The following is a 19,483-nucleotide window of genomic DNA, read 5'->3' on the forward strand; positions in this document are numbered from 1 at the left end:
TGATGCGCGGCTTTTTGCAACTGGCAGAATTTGTGCAAGCCGTTTAGGTGAGCTGTGCTTTGCTGTTTCAGTCGACTAAATAAATGACGCGGAGCGTCACCGGGGAGCCTTAAATGCTGGAGCGGTTGTTTCAACTCAATGCACATAACACCAATGTGCGCACCGAAATTCTGGCCGGGGTCACGACCTTTCTGGCCATGGCCTACATCCTGTTCGTGAACCCGAGCATCCTTGGCGAAACCGGCATGGACAAGGGCGCGATCTTTGTCGCCACCTGTCTGGCCGCGGCCATTGGTTCGACCGTGATGGGCCTGATCGCCAACTACCCGATTGCCCTCGCGCCGGGCATGGGCCTGAACGCCTTCTTCACCTACACCGTCGTGCTGCACATGGGCCACACCTGGCAAGTGGCGCTGGGCGCGGTGTTCATTTCGGCGGTGATGTTTTTCCTGCTGTCGATCTTCCGCATCCGCGAATGGATCATCAACAGCATCCCGCTGCCGCTGCGCTCGGCCATCGCTGCCGGTATCGGCCTGTTCCTGGCGCTGATTGCCCTGCACAACGCCGGCATCGTGGTCACTAACCCGGCAACGATGGTCGGCCTGGGCGATCTGGCCAAACCGGCACCGATTCTTGCGGCCCTGGGGTTCGCGCTGATCGTCGCCCTGGAAGCCCTGAAAGTGCGCGGCGCCGTGCTGATCGGCATTCTGGCCGTCACCATCATCTCTATTGTGATGGGCTTCTCGCCGTTTGGCGGCGTGGTATCGATGCCGCCTTCGCTGGCACCGACCTTCCTGCAACTGGACATTCCCGGCGCACTGAACATCGGTCTGGTCAGCGTGATTTTCTCTTTCCTGTTTGTCGACCTATTCGATAACTCCGGCACCCTGATCGGCGTCGCCAAGCGCGCGGGCCTGATGGGCAAGGACGGCCACATGCCGAAGATGGGCCGTGCGCTGATCGCCGACAGCACCGCGGCAATGGCCGGCTCTCTGCTGGGCACCTCGACCACCACCAGTTACATCGAATCGGCGGCGGGCGTGAGCGCCGGTGGGCGAACCGGTCTGACGGCCATCGTGGTGGCGGTGTTGTTCTTGCTGGCGTTGTTTTTCGCACCACTGGCCGGCAGCGTTCCGGCATTCGCCACTGCCCCTGCCCTGCTGTTCGTGGCCGTGTTGATGACCTCGGGCCTGGCCGAAATCAACTGGGACGACATCACTGAAGCGGCACCGGTGGTGATCACCGCGCTGGCCATGCCATTCACCTATTCGATCGCCAACGGCATCGCTTTTGGCTTCATTTCCTGGACCGTGATCAAGCTGTTGTCAGGCCGGGCCCGCGAGCTGAATTCGGCGCTGGTCGTGCTGTCGATCCTGTTCGTGATCAAGCTGGGCTTTTATCCATGAGTTCTACGTTCGACCCTGCAAGCTATACCGCTCAGCTCGATGCGAAGGCCGCGCGCCTGCGCGAGTTGCTGGCGCCTTTCGAGGCGCCGGAACCTCAGGTCTTCGATTCGCCGCGCGAGCATTACCGCCTGCGCGCCGAGTTCCGCCTGTGGCGCGACGACGGCAAGCGTCACTACGCCATGTTCACGCCGGGCGACAAGCACACGCCGATCCTGATCAATGACTTCCCCATCGCCAGCCAGCAGATCAACGCGCTGATGCCGGTGCTGCGGGATCGTTGGGAGGCGAGCAAGACGCTCAATCACAAGCTGTTTCAGGTGGACTTTCTGACCACGCTGGCCGGCGAGGGCATGATCACCCTGTGCTATCACCGCCCGCTGGATGACGCCTGGCAGGTCGAGGCCGAGCAATTGGCGGCTGATCTGAAGGTCAGCGTGATCGGCCGTTCGAAAGGTCAGCGTCTGGTGATCGGTCGCGATTACGTGACCGAGGAGCTGGAAGTCGCCGGTCGCACCTTTAGCTATCGCCAGCCGGAGGGCGCGTTCACCCAGCCCAATGGCACGGTGAACCAGAAAATGCTGAGCTGGGCGTATGACGCGCTGGGCGACCGCGACGACGATTTGCTGGAGCTGTATTGCGGCAACGGCAACTTCACGCTGCCGTTGGCGACCCGCGTGCGCAAGGTGCTGGCGACCGAGATCAGCAAGACGTCGGTCAATGCGGCGCTGAGTAACCTGGCGGACAACGGTGTGGATAACGTGTCGCTGGTGCGCCTGTCGGCTGAAGAGCTGACCGAAGCCCTGAATGAGGTGCGCCCGTTCCGTCGTCTGGCCGGTATCGATCTGAAAAGCTACGACTTCGGCAGCGTGTTCGTCGACCCGCCCCGCGCCGGCATGGACCCGGACACCTGTGAACTGACGCGACGTTTCGAGCGCATCCTGTACATCTCGTGCAACCCGGAAACCCTGGCCGCCAACATCGCACAGCTGCACGACACCCACCGGGTCGAGCGGTGCGCGCTGTTTGATCAGTTCCCGTATACCCATCACATGGAGTCGGGGGTTTTGCTGGTTCGCCGCTGACAGCGCGATTGGGGCCAACCCTTCGCGTAAACCCGCTGCGTAGGGGCCCGCTCGCTGGCGAACAAAGGGCGTCTATCGACATGAATGTGTCTGACACTCCGCGTTCGCCAGCAAGCCGGCTCCTACAGAGCGGTGTGTCAGCAGGACCGGTTTCATTCGGAAATTGGTGTGTCAGCAAGACCGGTTTCATCCGGAAATTGGTGTGCCAGTAGGACCGGCTTTAGCCGGGAAGAGCCGTCAGTCACTTCATAAAACTGCCCCCCATGACCTGCATGCGCACGCAGCATATCCCGCACCATCCATCATTAAATTCCTGACAGCTAGCGGCGAACGGCACCAGACCGGTGTATAACTCTCGGCCGTCTTTCGCTTCGATGGATGCCTAGCCTTGAGCCCCGAATCGCCCGCCCCGTCCTCTGAATCCTCCGCTAAAAGCGCCCTGCGGCTGCCCGGCTTTTTCGCCTTCCTGACCGCGCGCCTTGCCGCTGTTTTCGCCATGCAGATTCAGGCGGTCGTGGTTGCCTGGCAGGTCTACGACATGACCCGCAGCCCGATTTCGCTGGCCTATGTGGGCCTGGCGCAGTTCATTCCCATGCTGCTGCTGTTGATGCCGGCCGGCGACCTGATCGACCGCTACGACCGCAAGTTGATCCTGAGCATCAGTTGGTCGGTGCAAGCGGTGTGCAGCCTGATGCTGATGCTGTTCTCGGTCACGCACCATCAAGACACGCGACTGATCTACGCCACCTTGGCGTTATTCGGTTGCGCACGGGCGTTCACCGGGCCGGCGCTGCAGAGCCTGCTGCCGCAAGTCGTCCCGCGCGAAAAACTCGCCTCGGCCATCGCCACCAACAGCATGATCATGCGCATCGCCACCATCGCCGGGCCTCTGGTCGGCGGCGGTCTGTACGCCGCGGGCGGCGGCGGGCTGACTTATTCCGTGTGCATGGCCAGCTTTATCGCCGGCGTGCTGTTGCTGATCCGCGTGCCGGTGCTGTACGCCGGCAAGAAGCAAATTCTCGAGTCCACGGCCTGGAAGCGCTTCACCGCAGGCATCGCGTTCATCCGCTCGCGGCCCATCATCCTGGGCACCATTTCCCTGGACCTGTTCGCCGTGCTGCTCGGCGGCGTGGTAGCGCTGCTGCCAATTTATGCTCACGAAGTGCTGCACCTGGGGCCCCAAGGGCTGGGCGCGCTGCGCAGTGCGATGAGCCTGGGCGAGGTCAGCACCGGTCTCTACCTGAGCTTCCGGCCTTTTGATCGACACGTCGGTCTGGTCATGTTCATCGCCGTCGCGGTGTTCGGTGTCGCCAATCTGGTGTTCGCCCTGTCGACGCTGTTCTGGCTGTCGCTGCTGGCCTTGATGATCGCCGGTGCAGCAGACATGGTCAGCGTCTACATTCGCTCCACGCTGGTGCAATTCTCGACGCCGGACGACATGCGCGGGCGGGTCAACGCCGTGAATATGCTATTCATCGGTTCGTCCAACGAGCTGGGCGAATTTCGCGCCGGCAGCAGCGCAGCGCTCTGGGGCGCCGTGCCGGCAGCGATCATCGGCGGCCTCTGCACACTGAGTGTCGTGGGCGCCTGGATGGTCGGTTTCAAGGCCTTGCGCCAAGTCAACCACTTCGCCGACGCCTCGCCGGCCGAGACCACCGAGAAGCAGACGGCGCGGGTTTGATGTAAGCCCTCATGGGTATGTGCTGTTGGCGCGTACCCTCTGCGCGCCACGGGAATGCGGCCACTTCCCCATCACTTTTGAACGACTACTGCGGCGAACATTACCCGTTACGGAATCTTCCGTAAGACGTGCCACGGGACCAGTGTAGGACCGTTCTGAAAATCACTTTCAGCCCCCCTCGCCGCGCTTCAAAGCCCAATGCCCTCTCCCTATCCTTGCTGGACCTGAACTCAGCAAGGACGAAACACATGGCGTTTGACGGATTCATCAAGGTGAACGGGATCGAAGGCGAGTCGCTGGACGAGCGACACAAGGGCTGGATGGAAATCGTCGCCTACGACTTCGGCGTCAGCCAAAGCACATCGGCCACCGCCAGCTCGAACGGCGGCGCAGGCTCGGGTCGGGCCAGCCTCAGCGACTTCAGCTTCAGCAAGCGCCTGGACAAATCCAGCGCTGCGTTGTTTGAGGCCAGTTGCGCCGGCACGCACATTAAGGACCTCACGTTGTGCCTGTACCGGGCTGGCGGCGAGAAGCTCAAATACTACGAAGTGCGCCTCGAAGAAGTCATCATTTCTGACTTCAGCCAAAGCGGGGAAAGCGGCGAGCCGCTGGAACACGTGCAAATCAACTTCGGCCGCGTCCGCATTCTGTACACCCAGCAAAAACGCAGCGATGGCGTGGCGGCCGGCAATGTAGTTGGCGGCTGGGACCGCATCGCCAACAAGCGCTTTAGCTGAGGACTGCAAATGTCCAAGCCCTATGTGTTTATCAATGACCGCATACAAACGTATTTCACACTCAAGGCTCGGGTGGGCGGAGGCCCCCGGTGTCAGGATAGTTGTCGCCTCTCCGGTTTTTCCTAAAAAAGTATATCGGGGGCGGAAAGAGACTGGTCGTGCCGTACTATTCACCTGAACGCAGAGCCGCATTACTCAAAATGCTGCTTCCCCCGCTGAACCTGTCGATGGCCGAGGTTTCCCGGCGCGAAGGGGTCAGCGAAATGTCTTTGTCCAACTGGCGCAAACAGCTCAGTTCTGAAGGAAGTGCAGTGTCCGAAAACAAGCCGCTGACCGAGAACTGGTCAGCCGAAACCAAGTTTGCTGTCGTGCTTGAAGCCGCCGGTTTGTCCGAGATCGACCTGGGTGAATACTGCCGCCGCAAAGGCCTTTACCCCGAGCAAATCACGGCCTGGCGACAAGCCTTCATCACCGGCCAGAAATCGGAAAAGGCCCTGCAAAAAGAAGAACGAGACCAGGCGCGCAAAGACAAGAAACGCATCCAGGAACTTGAGCGCGAACTGCGCCGCAAAGACAAGGCGCTCGCTGAAACAGCCGCGTTATTGGTGCTGCGAAAAAAGCTCAACGACTACTGGGGAACGACCGACGACGAGGCCAACTAACGTCTCTGCCAGAGCGGCAGTTACTCGTGGCCTGGCTGGGCGAAGCGGTCGCGGCGGGAGCCAGAAAAATCAGGGCCTGTCGGGAAGTTGGTCTGTCGCTGCGCACCTTGCAACGGTGGACTCAAACAGACGCTATCCAGACCGACGCCCGTACGACGGTCACACGGCCAACGCCACGAAATGCGCTGACCGAGGCAGAGCGACAGGCCATTGTGACGCTGTGTAACAGCCCGCAGTATGCCCACTTGCCGCCAAGCCAGATCGTGCCGCGCCTGGCCGATCAAGGGCGCTATCTGGCGTCGGAGGCGACGATCTATCGTGTCTTGCGAGCGACGGGGCAACAGCAACATCGAGGCCGTAGTCAGCGCCCCAGACGGTACGCCGCACCAACGACGCATGCGGCCAAAGCGCCGAACCAAGTGTGGTCGTGGGACATCACGTACCTGCCGTCGCCGATACGCGGCCAGTTTTATTACCTCTATCTGATCGAGGATATTTACAGCCGCAAGGCCGTGGGCTGGGAAGTCTATGAGGCGGAAAGTGGCGAGAAAGCCGCTGCGCTGCTGCAACGCAGCGTGATCGGTGAGCAGTGTTTACAAGACCCGCTGGTGCTGCACTCGGATAACGGCGCGCCGATGAAATCGGTGACACTGCTGAGCAAAATGTACGACCTGGGTATCACCCCGTCACGTGGCCGACCGCGTGTCAGCAACGACAATCCGTACTCGGAGTCGTTGTTTAGAACACTGAAATACTGCCCGCAATGGCCGCAGGATGGTTTTGCCAGTTTGGACGCCGCACGCAGCTGGGTGAGGGACTTCATACGGTGGTACAACAACGAGCACCGACATAGCCGTATCCGGTTCGTCACACCGGCTGAGCGGCATCGAGGACTGGATCATAAAGTCTTGGCCCAGCGACATGAGCTGTACGAACGAGCCAAGGAAAAAAGACCGGAACGGTGGTCAGGCCGGACGCGTAACTGGGAACCGATCGGCACCGTGCTGCTGAATCCGGATCGAGAGCAACAGGTCGAGAAAAGAGCAGCATAGTTAGACGGTGACGCGACAACTACCTTGAAAAACGCCGGAGGTGCGAAGTTCGACGTGCTTAACGCGCATATCAGAAACGTTGTGGTGATGCCGGGCCAACTGGTGATTGTCAGCGACGGTTCACCCGGCACTCTGACGGCGGAAGAAACCGAGCTGATGAACCTGGCGCGTAACGTCCATCGTCAAGTGAAAGGCGCGGGCAGCCAGCTCATCGAGAACTATGACCTGCTTCAGAACATGCTCAGTTACGGATCGCTGGGTATTGGCGCTGCCACCGGCAGTTGGAACAAGCACCTCAACAGCGTGCAGAAAACCCTCGAAGACATTGAGCGGCTTTACGAACTGTCGCTTGCGCGCGGAACGCCCATCGCCCGACAGGAATTCATCAACCAGCGGCGAGTGCTGTTTGCCACGCTTGATAAGCAACTGGAGGGAATTGCCCGCTGGGGCACCGGGCTACGGAAAAAGGGGCCGCTGAAGAAGATGCTGGGGTTATCGACCAAGAGTTATTTGCGGACTGGGGAGATTCAGGGATATGCGGAGCGGGTTGGGCGGATCGCTAGAGTGGCGAAGTTGCTGAAATTGGGAACGCCTGTGGGGATTGGGCTAAATACGTTCTCCTCTTACCTAGAGATAAGAGAGGCGTGCTCCTTAGGCCGGGAGGAAACGTGTACACGAGCAAAATATGTACAAAGCGGAAAACTTGTCAGCGGGGTGGGCGCTGGGATGATAGGCGGCACTCTCGGCGCATCTGCACTTGCTCCGATATGTGTAGCGGTACTTGGGGCCGTTTCCGGAGGACCCGCCGCGCTCGGATGCGCCATCGTTACTGCGGCGGTGGGGGGATACGGCGGTGGGCTCATCGGTGAGAATGTCGGAGAGTCAATGGGCGAGTTAATCTATGAGTGGCGTCCTTAATGCATTCTTTAGCTTTAGGGATATCGAGCCTGATTTTGACGTTTTCAATGTGGTGCAACCTAATTATCTTAATGTGTTTCACCTACAGAAATATCGAACACCTTGAAGACATGCTATCTGACTGCAGCTGCATCAATCACTTTAGAGCGATCTGGCAAGGAGGGATAATAGGCAGACACATGCGCTTTAATATGGTGATGATGGTGGTCACATTTCCGAACGTAATGTACAGACGAGGCGATACCACTAAAGATGCTCACCATCGCATTCCTTTCCGTCTCAAGCGGTGGATCTGGGGCATTTACATCTGGCTCTATCTCAATGGTTTCTGCCTCGCCCTGTTGGCTTATCTGATAAAGGCGTCACGGGAAGGACCGACTTGACTAACACGGAGCTGAAATCGGTTGGGATCAGTGGTGGCCTAATCGGTAAATTCATTGACGAAGACGCCTCGCTGGTCGAAACCAAAAGAAACAGAATGCCTGGGTATAACCCAAGATTGGATTCGCTGTTGGCACGCACTCTCTGCGCGCCACGCGAATGCGGACACTTCCCCATCACGTTTGAACGCCTACTGCGTCGAACATTACCCGTTACGGAATCTTCCGTAAGACGGGCCATGGGGCCAGCGTAGGACCGTTCTGAAAATCACTTTCTGCCCCCCTCGCCGCGCTTCAAAGCCCAATGCCCCCTCCCTATCCTTGCTGGATCTGAACTCAGCAAGGACACGCAGCATGGCATTTGACGGATTCATCAAGGTGAACGGGATCGACGGCGAGTCGCTGGACGAGCGAAACAAGGGCTGGATCGAAATCGTCGCCTACGACTTCGGCGTCAGCCAAAGCACATCGGCAACCGCCAGCTCGAACGGCGGCGCAGGTTCGGGACGGGCCAGCCTCAGCGACTTCAGCTTCAGCAAACGTCTGGACAAATCCAGCGCTGCACTGTTTGAAGCCAGTTGCGCGGGCACGCACATCAAGGACCTGACCTTGTGCCTCTACCGCGCCGGTGGAGACAAACTCAAGTACTACGAAGTGCGCCTCGAAGAAGTCATCATTTCTGACTTCAGCCAAAGCGGTGAAAGCGGCGAGCCGCTGGAACACGTGCAAATCAACTTCGGCCGCGTCCGCATTCTGTACACCCAGCAAAAACGCAGCGACGGCGCGGCGGCCGGCAATGTAGTTGGCGGCTGGGACCGCATCGCCAACAAGCGCTTTAGCTGAGGATCGTCCATGTCCAAGCCCTACGCGTTTATCAATGACCGCATACAAACCTACTTCACACTCAAGAACCGGGTGGGGGGCGGTGCGAAGTTCGATGTGCTTAACGCGCATATCCGAAACGTTGTGGTGATGCCAGGCCAACTGGTGATTGTAAGCGACGGTTCAAACGGCACTCTCACAGCCGAAGAAACCGAGCTGATGAACCTGGCGCGAAACGTCCATCGTCAAGTGAAAGGCGCGGGCAGCCAGCTCATCGAGAACTATGACCTGCTGCAGAACATGCTCAGTTATGGATCGCTGGGTATTGGCGCGGCTACCGGGAGCTGGGGAAAGCACCTGGAGGGTGTGAAGAAAACTCTCGAAGAGATCGAGCGGCTTTACAAACTGTCGCTGGCGCGCGGAACACCCATCGCCCGGCAGGAATTCATCAACCAGCGGCGAGCGCTGTTTGCCGTACTTGATAAGCAATTGGAAGGCATTGCCCGCTGGGGTACCGGGCTACGGAAAAAGGGCCCGCTTAAGAAGATGCTGGGGTTGTCGACCAAGAGTTATCTGCACACAGGGGAAATACAGGGGTATGCGGAGCGGGTTGGGAGGATCGCTAGAGTGGCGAAGTTGCTGAAATTGGGAACGCCTGTGGGGATTGGGCTGAACACATTATCCTCTTACTTGGAGATAAGAGAGGCTTGTTCGGTAGGCCGAACGGAAATGTGTACGAAAGCAAAATATGTAGAAAGCGGGAAACTTGTCACAGGCGTCGCCTTGGGATTGGCAGGTGGCTACGTTGGAGGGGTTGGAGCGGTCCCACTGTGCATCGTCGTCTTTGGCATCCCCACAGGCGGGGTCGCTGCTCTCGGATGCGCCATAGTTGGAGGTGTGGCTGTTGGCTACGCGGGAGGCATTGGAGGTGAAATGCTTGGTGAGCAGATGGGTGAGGCAATTTACGAGTGGAAACCCTGATGCCTGCATTATCTTACGGGCTACTAGGATTAATCCTAACCATTTCGATATGGACCAACCTTCTGCTTTTGCTGTGGTTTGCGTACAAGCACCTGGACCTTCTCGAGCATCGCTTGTCAGGGAGTAAATGCATCACCGAGACGAGAAATTTATGGACAGGAGGGATGATTGGCAGGCTTATGCGACTCGGCATGGTATTTATCGTTATGTCCATGCCAAGACTCATGTACGTCAGGGGTCATGCCGAGAAAGATGCCCACCGGAGTATCCCCCGCCCTTTGAGACGATGGATGTGGGGAATCCACATTGCGCTTCTTACCAACTTCATCGTCTCAATGGCGCTGGCGTGCTTAATAAAAATTTCTGAGCGGTCGTAACTTCCCTTAAGGTTAAACACATGACTTACCCTACGACTACTGGCCTGCTCGGGCTGACTTTAATAATATCAATGTGGATCAATATCCTCGTCATGGCATGGTTCACCTATCGAAACATTAACCATCTTGAAAACCGACTATCTAACTGCAAGTGCATCAGTGACACCAAAGCCCTTTGGCAAGGAGGATTAATAGGCAGGCAAATGCGGTTGAACATGGTAGTTACAGTCATTACGCTGCCCAAAGCGATGTATCGGCGAGGCCGCATCACAAAAAATGCTCACCACTCTGTGCCTCTCCAGCTTAAATTGAGGATCTGGGGAATTTACAGCTGGCTTTTCGTTAACTGTACCTGCTTGGCTATATTGGCCTGGCTAATAAAATAATTATGCCCGAGAAAGTCTGGTGGGTGATGGCGGTATTTGGAAGCATATCCCTCAATCTCATCATGATGATTTATTTCCAGCTAAATAAGTTAGCCATGGGGAAAATGGACGCCATGAGTGACAACATCTCAACCGGGCTGCTCTCATTCATCATGCTACCGATGATCGCCGCCCACATTGTGGGCTCCCATATATTCTTCTACATATACCTGGAAAAGATCGAAGACTACCTATGTGATATCGAGATTTTTTCATTGAACAGAGCGGTCTGCGGAGACAGTTGTTTCGGACGCAGGATGAGGGAAACCTTCGTAATGCTGATTGCCGTCGCCCCAGAGATCTTCTGGCGGCAGGAGCGCATTCCCAGGCAAAAACTGCTCAAATTACCTCCCCGACTGCTGTGGGGAGTGCGGATAATTTATGGGTCGATGATTCTCATCAGTGTGAGTAGCGGACTGCTCTATTATTTTCGTGCGCCTCATTAGTGCACTCAAAGGGCGCTACCTTGGCATGGGTCTACTTCTCCGCAGATTGAAAAACGAAAATTAAGGTACTGAGCTGCCAACCTCCATCATCAAGCTTTGCAGGTCAGCGATACCTCTGAAGAACCGATTCGCGAACTATTCCCCCTCCTCTCCTCTCTTAGTCCAGCAGACCAGACGGCGCACGCCCGCCGTCTACACTTCCCACACGACCAAAAGAGGATTCCCCCATGCTATGGAAAAAAGGACGTCGCAGTGACAACGTCGTGGACGCACGTGGCGATTCCGGGGGTGGCGGTGGTGGCGGGATGCGCATCGGCGGCAAGGGGCTGGGGATTGGCGGGATCGTGATCATCGTCGCGATTGGCCTGCTGACCGGACAGGATCCGATGCGGATTCTGGGCGAGATCACCGGGCAGATGGGTTCGGAGCAGACCGCAGCGGTCAACCCGCAAACGCGCCAGGCGCCGCCAGCCAATGACGAACAGGCCGATTTTGTGCGCGCGATCCTGGGCGACACTGAGGACACGTGGCAGCAGGTCTTCCAGCAAATGGGGAGCCAGTACAAGGCGCCGACCCTGATTCTGTTCAGCGGCCGGGTGCAATCGGCCTGTGGCTCGGCTTCTTCGGCGAGCGGCCCGTTCTATTGCCCGGCTGACCAGCGCGTGTATCTGGACATGGAGTTTTTCCGTGAGATGAGTCAGCGCTTCAAGGCGGCGGGAGATTTCGCTCAGGCGTACGTGATTGCTCACGAAGTTGGCCATCATGTGCAGACCTTGCTGGGGGTTTCGGCTAAAGTTGACGCCGCCCGCCAACGCGGCATGAAAATGGAAGGTGACAACGGTTTGCTGGTGCGTCAGGAGCTGCAAGCTGACTGCCTGGCAGGTGTTTGGGCCAACAACGCACAAAAGCGTTTGAACTGGCTGGAGCCGGGTGATATTGAAGAAGCGCTGAACGCCGCCAACGCCATTGGCGACGACCGCTTGCAGCAACAGGGTCAGGGCCGGGTCGTGCCAGACTCGTTTACCCACGGCACATCTGCCCAGCGGGTCCGCTGGTTCAAGACAGGTTTTGCCCAGGGACAAATCAACCAATGCGATACGTTCGCCGCCAAGAGCCTCTGATCACATGATGAAACCGCTTTCGATCCTGTTGTTGGGCACCCTGATGAGCCTCAATGCTCATGCGGCGGATCAGGCGGTTAAATCCATCAGCCCCGACCGGCTACAGATCAACGGGACGACCCAGGCCACGCTTGGCCTGAGCCAGAGCTGGGTACGTCCCAGCCCGCAGGTCCAGCGGGTGGTCATCGTTTTTCACGGTCGTCTGCGCAACGCGCAAACCTACCTGCGCAGTGTCGAGCGCGCAGCCAACCAGTCACGGCAGCGCTCGAAAACGCTGCTGATCGCGCCGCAGTTTCTCGATGAAAAAGACATCGCAGAGCACCGCCTGCCCGAGTCGGTGCTGCGCTGGCACGCCAATGACTGGATGGCGGGCGACAAGTCGCTGGGGCCAAAGCCGGTCAGCTCGTTCGTGGTCATCGATCACATCCTCAAGCGTCTGAGCGACAGCAAGCTGTTTCCCAACCTCAAGGAGATCGTGATCGCAGGCCACTCGGGCGGTGCTCAGGTTGTGCAGCGTTACGCGATGATCGGCGGCAAGGAAGACGCGTTGTTGAAGAAGGAAGGCATCAAGTTGCGGTACGTGATCGCCAATCCGTCTTCGTATGCGTATTTCGACGCGACTCGGCCGATGCCGGTTGATGCGGCGAGCTGCCCGACCTTCGACACCTGGAAATACGGCATGAACAAGCTGCCCGCGTATGCCGGCAAGGAAACACCGGCCGAGCTTGAGGCTGCGTACGTGAAGCGGGACATTACTTATCTGCTGGGCGAACTGGACACCGATCCCGAGCATCCGGCGCTGGACAAGGATTGCGGCGCCGAAGCGCAGGGGCCGCATCGTCTGGCCCGTGGTCACAACTATTTCGATTACCTGACCAAGCGTCATCCGGAAGGCTTGAATCAACGCCTGGTGGAAGTGAAAAACGTCGGGCACAACGGCGACGCGATCTTCACGTCACCTGAAGGGCAGACGGCGTTGTTCAAGGCAAATTGATATCGGTTAACAGCTGCGGTGGGTCCCGGCTCATTCCCGGCTGAAGCCGGTCCCACGGTCTAGACGCGGCACGACGTAGGGCTCGCTTCAGCGGGGAAGAGGCCGGTGTGAACACCACCAATTTTGCGGTGTAACGCCATACGCCTTCCCGGCTAAAGCCGGTCCCACGATTTAAACGCAATCCGTCAGTAGGACCGGCTTTAGCCGGGAAGAGGCCAGTGGGAACAGCATCAATTTGTGGTGAATTGACGGACGCCTTCCCGGCTGAAGCCGGTCCTACTATTCAAACGCGCGGCCTATTTCACTCCAATCATCTTCATTAACCCCACGCAATCCGCTGCATGCCAGTCAGTCAATTCCGGCCACGGGTTTTCCGGCAGGTTGACCAACACGGTCTGAGTGCCTGCCGCCCGACCGCAGGCCAGGTCAAACTGGTAATCGCCGACCATCACCATGTCCGCAGGCTGCACATTCCACGCGTGCGCGAGTTTCAGCAAACCACCCGGATCAGGTTTGGGTGCGGCTTCGTCCCGACCGAGCACATCATCTGTGGCAAAGCAGTCTGCGATGCCGATGGCGTCCAGCGTAATGTGCGCGAGCTCCCGGGCGTTGCGGGTCAGAATGCCGAGACGATAACCCCGCGCCGCCAGCTCCCTCACCAACTCGACCGCGCCCGTCGCGGGTTTGGACTCTATCGCCACCGCGCGCTCGTGCTCCAGCAGCCAGGCATGTTTCGCCGCCGCAACATCGGCAGGCAGCGCGGCGAGATGCCCGAGGATGTCATCCTCCTGGGGGATATCCAGCGCGCGCTTGATGGCCGGAAAATCATGGGCGGCGACGGTCAGCGTGCCGTCCATGTCGAATACCCAGTGGCGTACCTGTGTGAGGCTCATGACCAATCCTTGCGGTGGCGAATCAAACCTTCCTGACTGACCGAAGCCACGAGTTTGCCCGCGCGGTTGAAGACGCTGCCACGGGAAAACCCGCGGGAGTTGCCGGCCCATGGGCTGTCCATGGCATAGAGCAGCCAGTCATCGGCGCGCAGTTCCCCGTGGAACCACAGCGAGTGATCGAGGCTGGCGATCTGCATGTCCTTCTGCCAGACCGTTTTGCCATGGGGCAGCAGGGACGTGGTCAGCAGATTGAAATCCGAGGCATAAGCGAGCATGTAGCGGTGCAAGGCAGGGATGTCAGGCAGCGTGCCGTCGGCGCGAAACCAGATGTATTTGACCGGGTCCGCAGGCTTGGGGTTGTAGGGATCAGACTCAGTGACCGGCCGGAACTCGATAGGCTTGGGGCACAGCAGTTTGTCCTTCATGTGCTCGGGAATCAGGTGCTCGCGTTGACGCATCAATTCGAGCTCGGACGGCAGGCTTTCAGGACCGACTACTTGTGGCATCTGCGTCTGGTGCTCGAAGCCTTCTTCGTCGTATTGGAACGACGCGCTGCAGGTGAAGATCGGCTGCCCCTTCTGAATGGCCGTCACCCGGCGCGTGCTGAAGCTGCCGCCGTCGCGGACCCGGTCGACCTGATACACCACGGGCAAGTGCGCGTCGCCGGGGCGCAGGAAATAGCCATGCAGCGAATGCACATGGCGCGCGTCTTCGACTGTCTTGCTCGCCGCCGACAGCGACTGCCCCAGCACCTGACCGCCAAACAGCTGGCGAAAGCCAAGGTCCTGGCTGCGTCCGCGAAAGAGATTTTCTTCGATCGGCTCCAGGCTCAACAGCGACACCAGATCATCCAGCACGTGACTCATTCAGGGTTCCTTACACGGTCTTCTTGCACACCGTCATCACATCAGTCAGGCCATGGGCGCCGAAGGTCGGCGCCCATGGAAGTTAGGCGAAATGATACAGAGGTTTGTAGCCCGATTCCCGCAGCTGTTTACAGGGTCGCCAGCCAGCCCGCCCGGTTGATGCGGTACAACACGTGGGGCCTGAGCGGGTGGCCGTCGGGCAATTTCAGATGATCGAAGTTGTCCCCCGGGTCGTTGCGCATGCCGATGGCCTGCATGACCTTTTGCGAGGGCAGATTGTTGACCGCCGCGAATGCCACAATTTCATCCAGATCCAGGTGCTCGAAGCCGCAGCCGAGCACCGTCCAGGCGGCTTCGCTGGCGTAACCAAGGCCCCAGTGCTCGCGGGCCAGGCGCCAGCCGATCTCCACCGCAGGCGTAAATCCTGCCTCGAAGCCCACCACGCTCAAGCCGGTAAAGCCGATGAATTCGCCGGTGTCCTTGCGTTCGAGGGCCCAGAATCCAAAGCCGTACTCGGCAAAATGTCCGCGCACGCGGCCGATCAGCTTGGCGCTTTCCATGCGGCTCAACGGCTGCGGGAAGTAGCGCATCACTTGTGGATCGGCGCACATCTGCGCGAAGGCCGGCAAATCATCATCTCGCCATTGACGCATCAACAAGCGTGCGCTGTTGAGCTCAAGAATCGGCTCCATCGATCGTCTCCCTTTTGCCTCGCCTTTCAAATTGCCCGCCGACTGGCGACCTTCCCGCTCAGGCAAATCGCTGTGCGGTGAACGCCAGAACTGGCAAGATTCCCCTTCGAACCAGACGCGTGCCCACCATGCCCCTGCCCCTCATTTACCACGAAGACTACAGCCCGGACTTTCCGCCCGACCATCGCTTCCCGATGGACAAGTTCCGGCTTCTGCGCGACCACCTTATCGACAGCGGCCTGACAACAGATGCTCAATTGTTTCGCCCGCAGGTCTGCCCAACGGACATCCTCGCGCTGGCCCATGACCCTGGTTACATCAGCCGCTATATGGACGGCGCGCTGTCGCGGGAAGATCAGCGGCGCCTTGGCCTGCCCTGGACCGAGGATCTGGCCCGACGTACGGTACGCGCAGTAGGTGGCTCTTTGCTGACAGCGGAACTCGCGCTGCAACACGGCCTGGCCTGTCACCTCGCCGGCGGCACCCACCATGCGCATTACGATTACCCGGCCGGGTTCTGCATCTTCAATGACCTGGCGATCATCAGTCAGTACCTGCTGCAAAGCGGCCGGGTCGACCGGGTGCTGATTTTCGATTGCGACGTGCATCAGGGCGACGGCACCGCGCGGATTCTCGAACACACCGAAGACGCAATCACCGTCTCGCTGCACTGTGAAAAGAACTTCCCCGCGCGCAAGGCCCAAAGTGACTGGGACATTCCGCTGCCGATGGGCATGGGCGATGACGATTATCTGAAGGTGGTCGACGACACGCTCAATTACCTGCTGCCGCTGTATCAACCCGATCTGGTGCTGTACGACGCTGGCGTGGATGTACACAAGGACGATGCGCTGGGGTATTTGCAGCTGACCGATGCGGGGGTTGCCCGCCGCGACGAAGCAGTGATGCGTCATTGCCTGGGCCGGGACATTCCGGTGATGGGCGTGATTGGCGGTGGCTATAGCAAGGATCGAGAGGCGCTTGCCCGGCGGCACGGGATTCTTCACCACAGCGCGCAACGGGTGTGGGTGGAGCGCGGGCTATGAGTGGCCACTGATACTCATTCGCGAGCAGGCTCGCTCCCGCAGACTTACCCACATCCCCTGTGGAACGGCCTGTGGATAACCTGAGTGCAAGGGCACGAACCCCTGATTACACTGGGCTTGGCGCGCACTGTACGTTTTTTGACCAAAAAGTTTTCCACAGGCTGGCCGCGTTTCACGAAGCTCGCGTAGAATGCGCGCCCCTCATCCAACCTGTGTCCGCTTAGCCATGACATCACAACCCCCCTCAAGCACCCAGACAGTCGCCATCATTGGCGGAGGGCCTACCGGCCTTATGGCCGCTGAAGTGCTGAGCCAGGCGGGGTTCAAGGTGGATCTCTACGACGCCATGCCTTCGGTGGGGCGCAAGTTTTTGCTGGCAGGGGTGGGCGGCATGAACATCACCCACTCCGAACCGTCGCCTGCGTTCGTTTCCCGCTACGCCGAACGCGCCCCGGTGATCGCACCAATGCTGCGCAGCTTCGGCGCCCAGGCGCTGTGTGAATGGATTCACGGCTTGGGTATCCAGACCTTCGTCGGCAGCTCGGGCCGCGTGTTCCCCACCGACATGAAAGCCGCGCCACTGCTGCGCGCCTGGCTCAAGCGCCTGCGTGAGTCCGGCGTCGTTATCCACACCCGCCATCGGTGGCTGGGCTGGAATGCCGACAACACGTTAAGGATCGCCGGTCCCGATGGCGAACTGGCGCTGAACCCTGCCGCCACGCTGTTGGCGTTGGGCGGAGCGAGCTGGTCGCGGCTGGGTTCGGACGGTGCGTGGGTGCCGCTGCTGGAACAACACGGCGTCAAGATCGCGCCGCTACAGGCCGCCAATTGCGGGTTCGAAGTGTCGGCCTGGAGCGAACTGTTGCGCAGCAAGTTCGCCGGCGCGCCACTGAAGAACATCGCGATGGGCCTGCAAGGGCAAACCCTGCGACTGGGCGAATGCGTGATCACCCAGACCGGCGTGGAGGGCAGCCTCGTTTACGCCCTGTCTGCGCAGATCCGTGAAGCGATCAATCATTTGGGCTCGGCCACCGTCGAGATCGATTTGCTGCCTGGCAAAACCGCCGCCGAGGTGCACAAGGCCCTGAGCAAGCCGCGCGGTTCACGCTCGATGTCCAAGCACCTGCATAGCCAATTGGGCCTCGATGGCGTGAAGGCAGCGCTGTTGCGTGAGCTCACGCCCGCTGCGACCTTTAATGAGCCAGCCCAGCTCGCCCTCTCGATCAAGGCCCTGCCGCTGACACTGATCACGCCGCGCCCGCTGGATGAAGCCATCAGCACGGCGGGCGGGGTGAGGTTCGAAGCGCTGAACGAGCAACTGATGATTCCGTCGATGTCCGGCGTGTTCTGCGCTGGCGAGATGCTCGACTGGGAAGCGCCCACCGGCGGCTATTTGCTCACTGCCTGTTTCGCCAGCGGCCGCGCGGCAGGGCTGGGGATGGTTGACTGGTTGCGCCGCAACTAAGGCTAGGCGCAACGATTGGGGATTCACGCTGCGCGATCAACCTGCGGCTCCAAGCCTCCGCCAATGCCCTGATTGTCCAGCGCCTTGCCCTGGGATCGCCCGGCCGTCCGCTTGCCCAACTCGACGCCCTTCACCTCGATGTACGTGTGAGCCAGGGCAGCGAGGCCAATCGCCACGAGGGTCACGGCAACCACCAGCGCGGTGTTGCCCAGTCCTGAACCGGTGTCCATGAAACGCTGGCCGTTGATCATGGGCGCCAGGTCGCGGCCCGTGAGCTTCTGCGCCACGATGAACACCGTCGACAGGCAAAACAGCAGCGCGGCGTGGGTCATGTAGATGGAATACGACAACCTGCCCAGCAGCCTGAACACGCCGGTTTTCAGGAACGTCGATACCAGCCCGGCCTCGAACGCAAACACCAGCACCAGTACGCAGAACATCAGACTGGCAATGGGCGAGCGATGGCTGTAGTCGTTCATCACCATCCAGTACGTTGTGCCCGTCAGCGCCACTTCGAGCACCGTCATTAGCCAGCGCACCGGCACGAATCGGTCGCGAATCAGCAGGTAAGCCAGGTACGTGATATTGCCGGCAAAGAAGCAGGACAAACCCAGCATCGCCCGCCAGACCAGCGGTTCGTTTTCGCTGAAGATCATCGTGAATGCGACGACGGTCACGCAGGCAAACATCAGAAAGCGGCTTCTCAACGAAAGCAGGCACAGCGCGCCGAACAGCATGTAGATGTAGAACTCGATGCTGATGCTCCACGACGGGTAGTTGAACGACATGGTTTCAGTGAGCGGTGTCCAGGCTTGCACCAGCAGCAGATTGGGCAGGATCTCTGAGGGGTCGAACAGCCCGGTGAACGGCACGTTGTTCAGAGTGAAGCCTTTCTCGTAGGCCGCCCAACGCACCCCTTCGAAAAGGATAAACACCAGCAGCATCACGATGTGCAGCGGGTACAGGCGGAACAGGCGCGAGATGACGAAACGCTTGAAGCCGAACTGCGACTTCAGGCCATAAGAGTGGGCCAGGACAAAGCCGCTGAGCACGAAGAAGAAGTTGAGTAAAATTTCTGCTCTGCGAAAAAACGGCAGCTCAATGAAAGCACCGACGACATGCAGGTGATGGAACACCACCAACAGTGCGAAGACGCCCCTGAAGCTGTCTAGCGTGGTAAATCGCTGAACTGATCCCATGGCCCAACGTCCTGTCCTGATCGAGAAAACGCCCCTGGCGGCAGCGAAGGCTCGCGGCTTTTACACGGTAGGGGGTTGGCCGACTTATCAACAGTTGAAAGATTTCATCTCCGATAAAAACGACGGCGCAAAGATTGACGCCAGGGTTTAACGAGGCTGACCAATCGCCACGTTGAAGATCCCAGGGCTGCATCAATGGCGCCGTCCGCCAATGTTTTGTCTCCATTCAAGTTACCGC

General features: G+C 59.1%; 18 protein-coding genes. 14 read left to right on the plus strand and 4 right to left on the minus strand.

Annotated features, from left to right (window positions below):
• Window positions 1-113 precede the first annotated feature (113 nt).
• From OKW98_RS25225 to OKW98_RS25275, 11 genes are all read left to right on the plus strand, one after another.
• The gene (locus OKW98_RS25225) at window positions 114-1,406 is read left to right on the plus strand and encodes an NCS2 family permease (RefSeq protein ID WP_265387142.1); all 1,293 of its coding nucleotides are present in this window, start codon (window positions 114-116) and stop codon (window positions 1,404-1,406) included.
• Window positions 1,403-2,488, plus strand: coding sequence for a tRNA (uridine(54)-C5)-methyltransferase TrmA (gene trmA, locus OKW98_RS25230; RefSeq protein ID WP_265387143.1), 1,086 nt, complete (start codon window positions 1,403-1,405; stop codon window positions 2,486-2,488). Before OKW98_RS25225 ends, trmA begins: the two co-directional genes overlap by 4 nt.
• A gap of 388 nt (window positions 2,489-2,876) precedes the next feature.
• Window positions 2,877-4,169 (plus strand): MFS transporter, encoded by a 1,293-nt coding sequence (locus OKW98_RS25235; protein ID WP_265387144.1) that lies wholly within the window; start codon window positions 2,877-2,879, stop codon window positions 4,167-4,169.
• A gap of 248 nt (window positions 4,170-4,417) precedes the next feature.
• Entirely contained in the window at window positions 4,418-4,906 is a 489-nt protein-coding gene (locus tag OKW98_RS25240) for an Hcp family type VI secretion system effector (RefSeq protein WP_265387145.1), read from the plus strand.
• Window positions 4,907-5,064: 158 nt separating this feature from the next.
• Window positions 5,065-6,620 (plus strand): IS3 family transposase gene (locus tag OKW98_RS25245; RefSeq protein WP_265387146.1). Its coding sequence is split into 2 segments (ribosomal slippage): window positions 5,065-5,527 and window positions 5,527-6,620, totalling 1,557 coding nucleotides; the frame shifts between segments, so codons are not numbered across the junction.
• Window positions 6,621-6,644: 24 nt separating this feature from the next.
• The gene (locus OKW98_RS25250) at window positions 6,645-7,538 is read left to right on the plus strand and encodes a hypothetical protein (protein ID WP_265387147.1); all 894 of its coding nucleotides are present in this window, start codon (window positions 6,645-6,647) and stop codon (window positions 7,536-7,538) included.
• Window positions 7,539-8,272: 734 nt separating this feature from the next.
• Window positions 8,273-8,761, plus strand: a complete 489-nt coding sequence (locus OKW98_RS25255) for an Hcp family type VI secretion system effector (protein WP_265387148.1) — start codon at window positions 8,273-8,275, stop codon at window positions 8,759-8,761.
• A 9-nt stretch (window positions 8,762-8,770) separates the two neighbouring features.
• Entirely contained in the window at window positions 8,771-9,721 is a 951-nt protein-coding gene (locus OKW98_RS25260; protein ID WP_265387149.1) for a hypothetical protein, read from the plus strand.
• A 765-nt stretch (window positions 9,722-10,486) separates the two neighbouring features.
• Window positions 10,487-10,969 carry a hypothetical protein gene (locus tag OKW98_RS25265; protein WP_265387150.1) on the plus strand — a complete coding sequence of 161 codons (483 nt, stop codon included), beginning with the start codon at window positions 10,487-10,489 and terminating at the stop codon, window positions 10,967-10,969.
• Between the two features lie 227 nt (window positions 10,970-11,196).
• On the plus strand, window positions 11,197-12,090 hold the full coding sequence (locus OKW98_RS25270; protein WP_133776855.1) for a neutral zinc metallopeptidase: 894 nt from the start codon (window positions 11,197-11,199) through the stop codon (window positions 12,088-12,090).
• 4 nt (window positions 12,091-12,094) lie between these two features.
• Window positions 12,095-13,084 carry an alpha/beta hydrolase gene (locus OKW98_RS25275; RefSeq protein ID WP_265387151.1) on the plus strand — a complete coding sequence of 330 codons (990 nt, stop codon included), beginning with the start codon at window positions 12,095-12,097 and terminating at the stop codon, window positions 13,082-13,084.
• A 296-nt stretch (window positions 13,085-13,380) separates the two neighbouring features.
• Here the strand turns inward: OKW98_RS25275 and OKW98_RS25280 are convergent, their stop codons facing one another.
• From OKW98_RS25280 to OKW98_RS25290, 3 genes are all read right to left on the minus strand, one after another.
• The gene (locus OKW98_RS25280) at window positions 13,381-13,977 is read right to left on the minus strand and encodes an HAD family hydrolase (protein ID WP_265387152.1); all 597 of its coding nucleotides are present in this window, start codon (window positions 13,975-13,977) and stop codon (window positions 13,381-13,383) included.
• Entirely contained in the window at window positions 13,974-14,843 is an 870-nt protein-coding gene (gene tesB / locus OKW98_RS25285; protein WP_237252961.1) for an acyl-CoA thioesterase II, read from the minus strand. The genes OKW98_RS25280 and tesB overlap by 4 nt, the downstream gene beginning before the upstream one ends.
• 128 nt (window positions 14,844-14,971) lie before the next feature.
• Window positions 14,972-15,535, minus strand: a complete 564-nt coding sequence (locus OKW98_RS25290; RefSeq protein ID WP_265387153.1) for a GNAT family N-acetyltransferase — start codon at window positions 15,533-15,535, stop codon at window positions 14,972-14,974.
• Between the two features lie 128 nt (window positions 15,536-15,663).
• Here OKW98_RS25290 and OKW98_RS25295 point away from each other — a divergent pair, with 128 nt between their 5' ends.
• Window positions 15,664-16,581, plus strand: a complete 918-nt coding sequence (locus OKW98_RS25295; protein WP_265387154.1) for a histone deacetylase — start codon at window positions 15,664-15,666, stop codon at window positions 16,579-16,581.
• Window positions 16,582-16,807: 226 nt separating this feature from the next.
• The gene (locus tag OKW98_RS25300; protein ID WP_265387155.1) at window positions 16,808-18,046 is read left to right on the plus strand and encodes a TIGR03862 family flavoprotein; all 1,239 of its coding nucleotides are present in this window, start codon (window positions 16,808-16,810) and stop codon (window positions 18,044-18,046) included.
• A gap of 23 nt (window positions 18,047-18,069) precedes the next feature.
• On the opposite strand, the gene OKW98_RS25305 is transcribed toward OKW98_RS25300, so the two are convergent.
• On the minus strand, window positions 18,070-19,245 hold the full coding sequence (locus tag OKW98_RS25305) for an acyltransferase family protein (RefSeq protein WP_265387156.1): 1,176 nt from the start codon (window positions 19,243-19,245) through the stop codon (window positions 18,070-18,072).
• On the opposite strand from OKW98_RS25305, the gene OKW98_RS25310 reads away from it, so the two are divergent.
• Window positions 19,244-19,396, plus strand: coding sequence for a hypothetical protein (locus tag OKW98_RS25310; RefSeq protein ID WP_265387157.1), 153 nt, complete (start codon window positions 19,244-19,246; stop codon window positions 19,394-19,396). The two genes, OKW98_RS25305 and OKW98_RS25310, sit on opposite strands and share 2 nt — an antisense overlap.
• The last annotated feature ends 87 nt before the right edge of the window (window positions 19,397-19,483 follow it).

This window comes from Pseudomonas sp. KU26590 (assembly GCF_026153515.1).
GTDB lineage: Bacteria > Pseudomonadota > Gammaproteobacteria > Pseudomonadales > Pseudomonadaceae > Aquipseudomonas.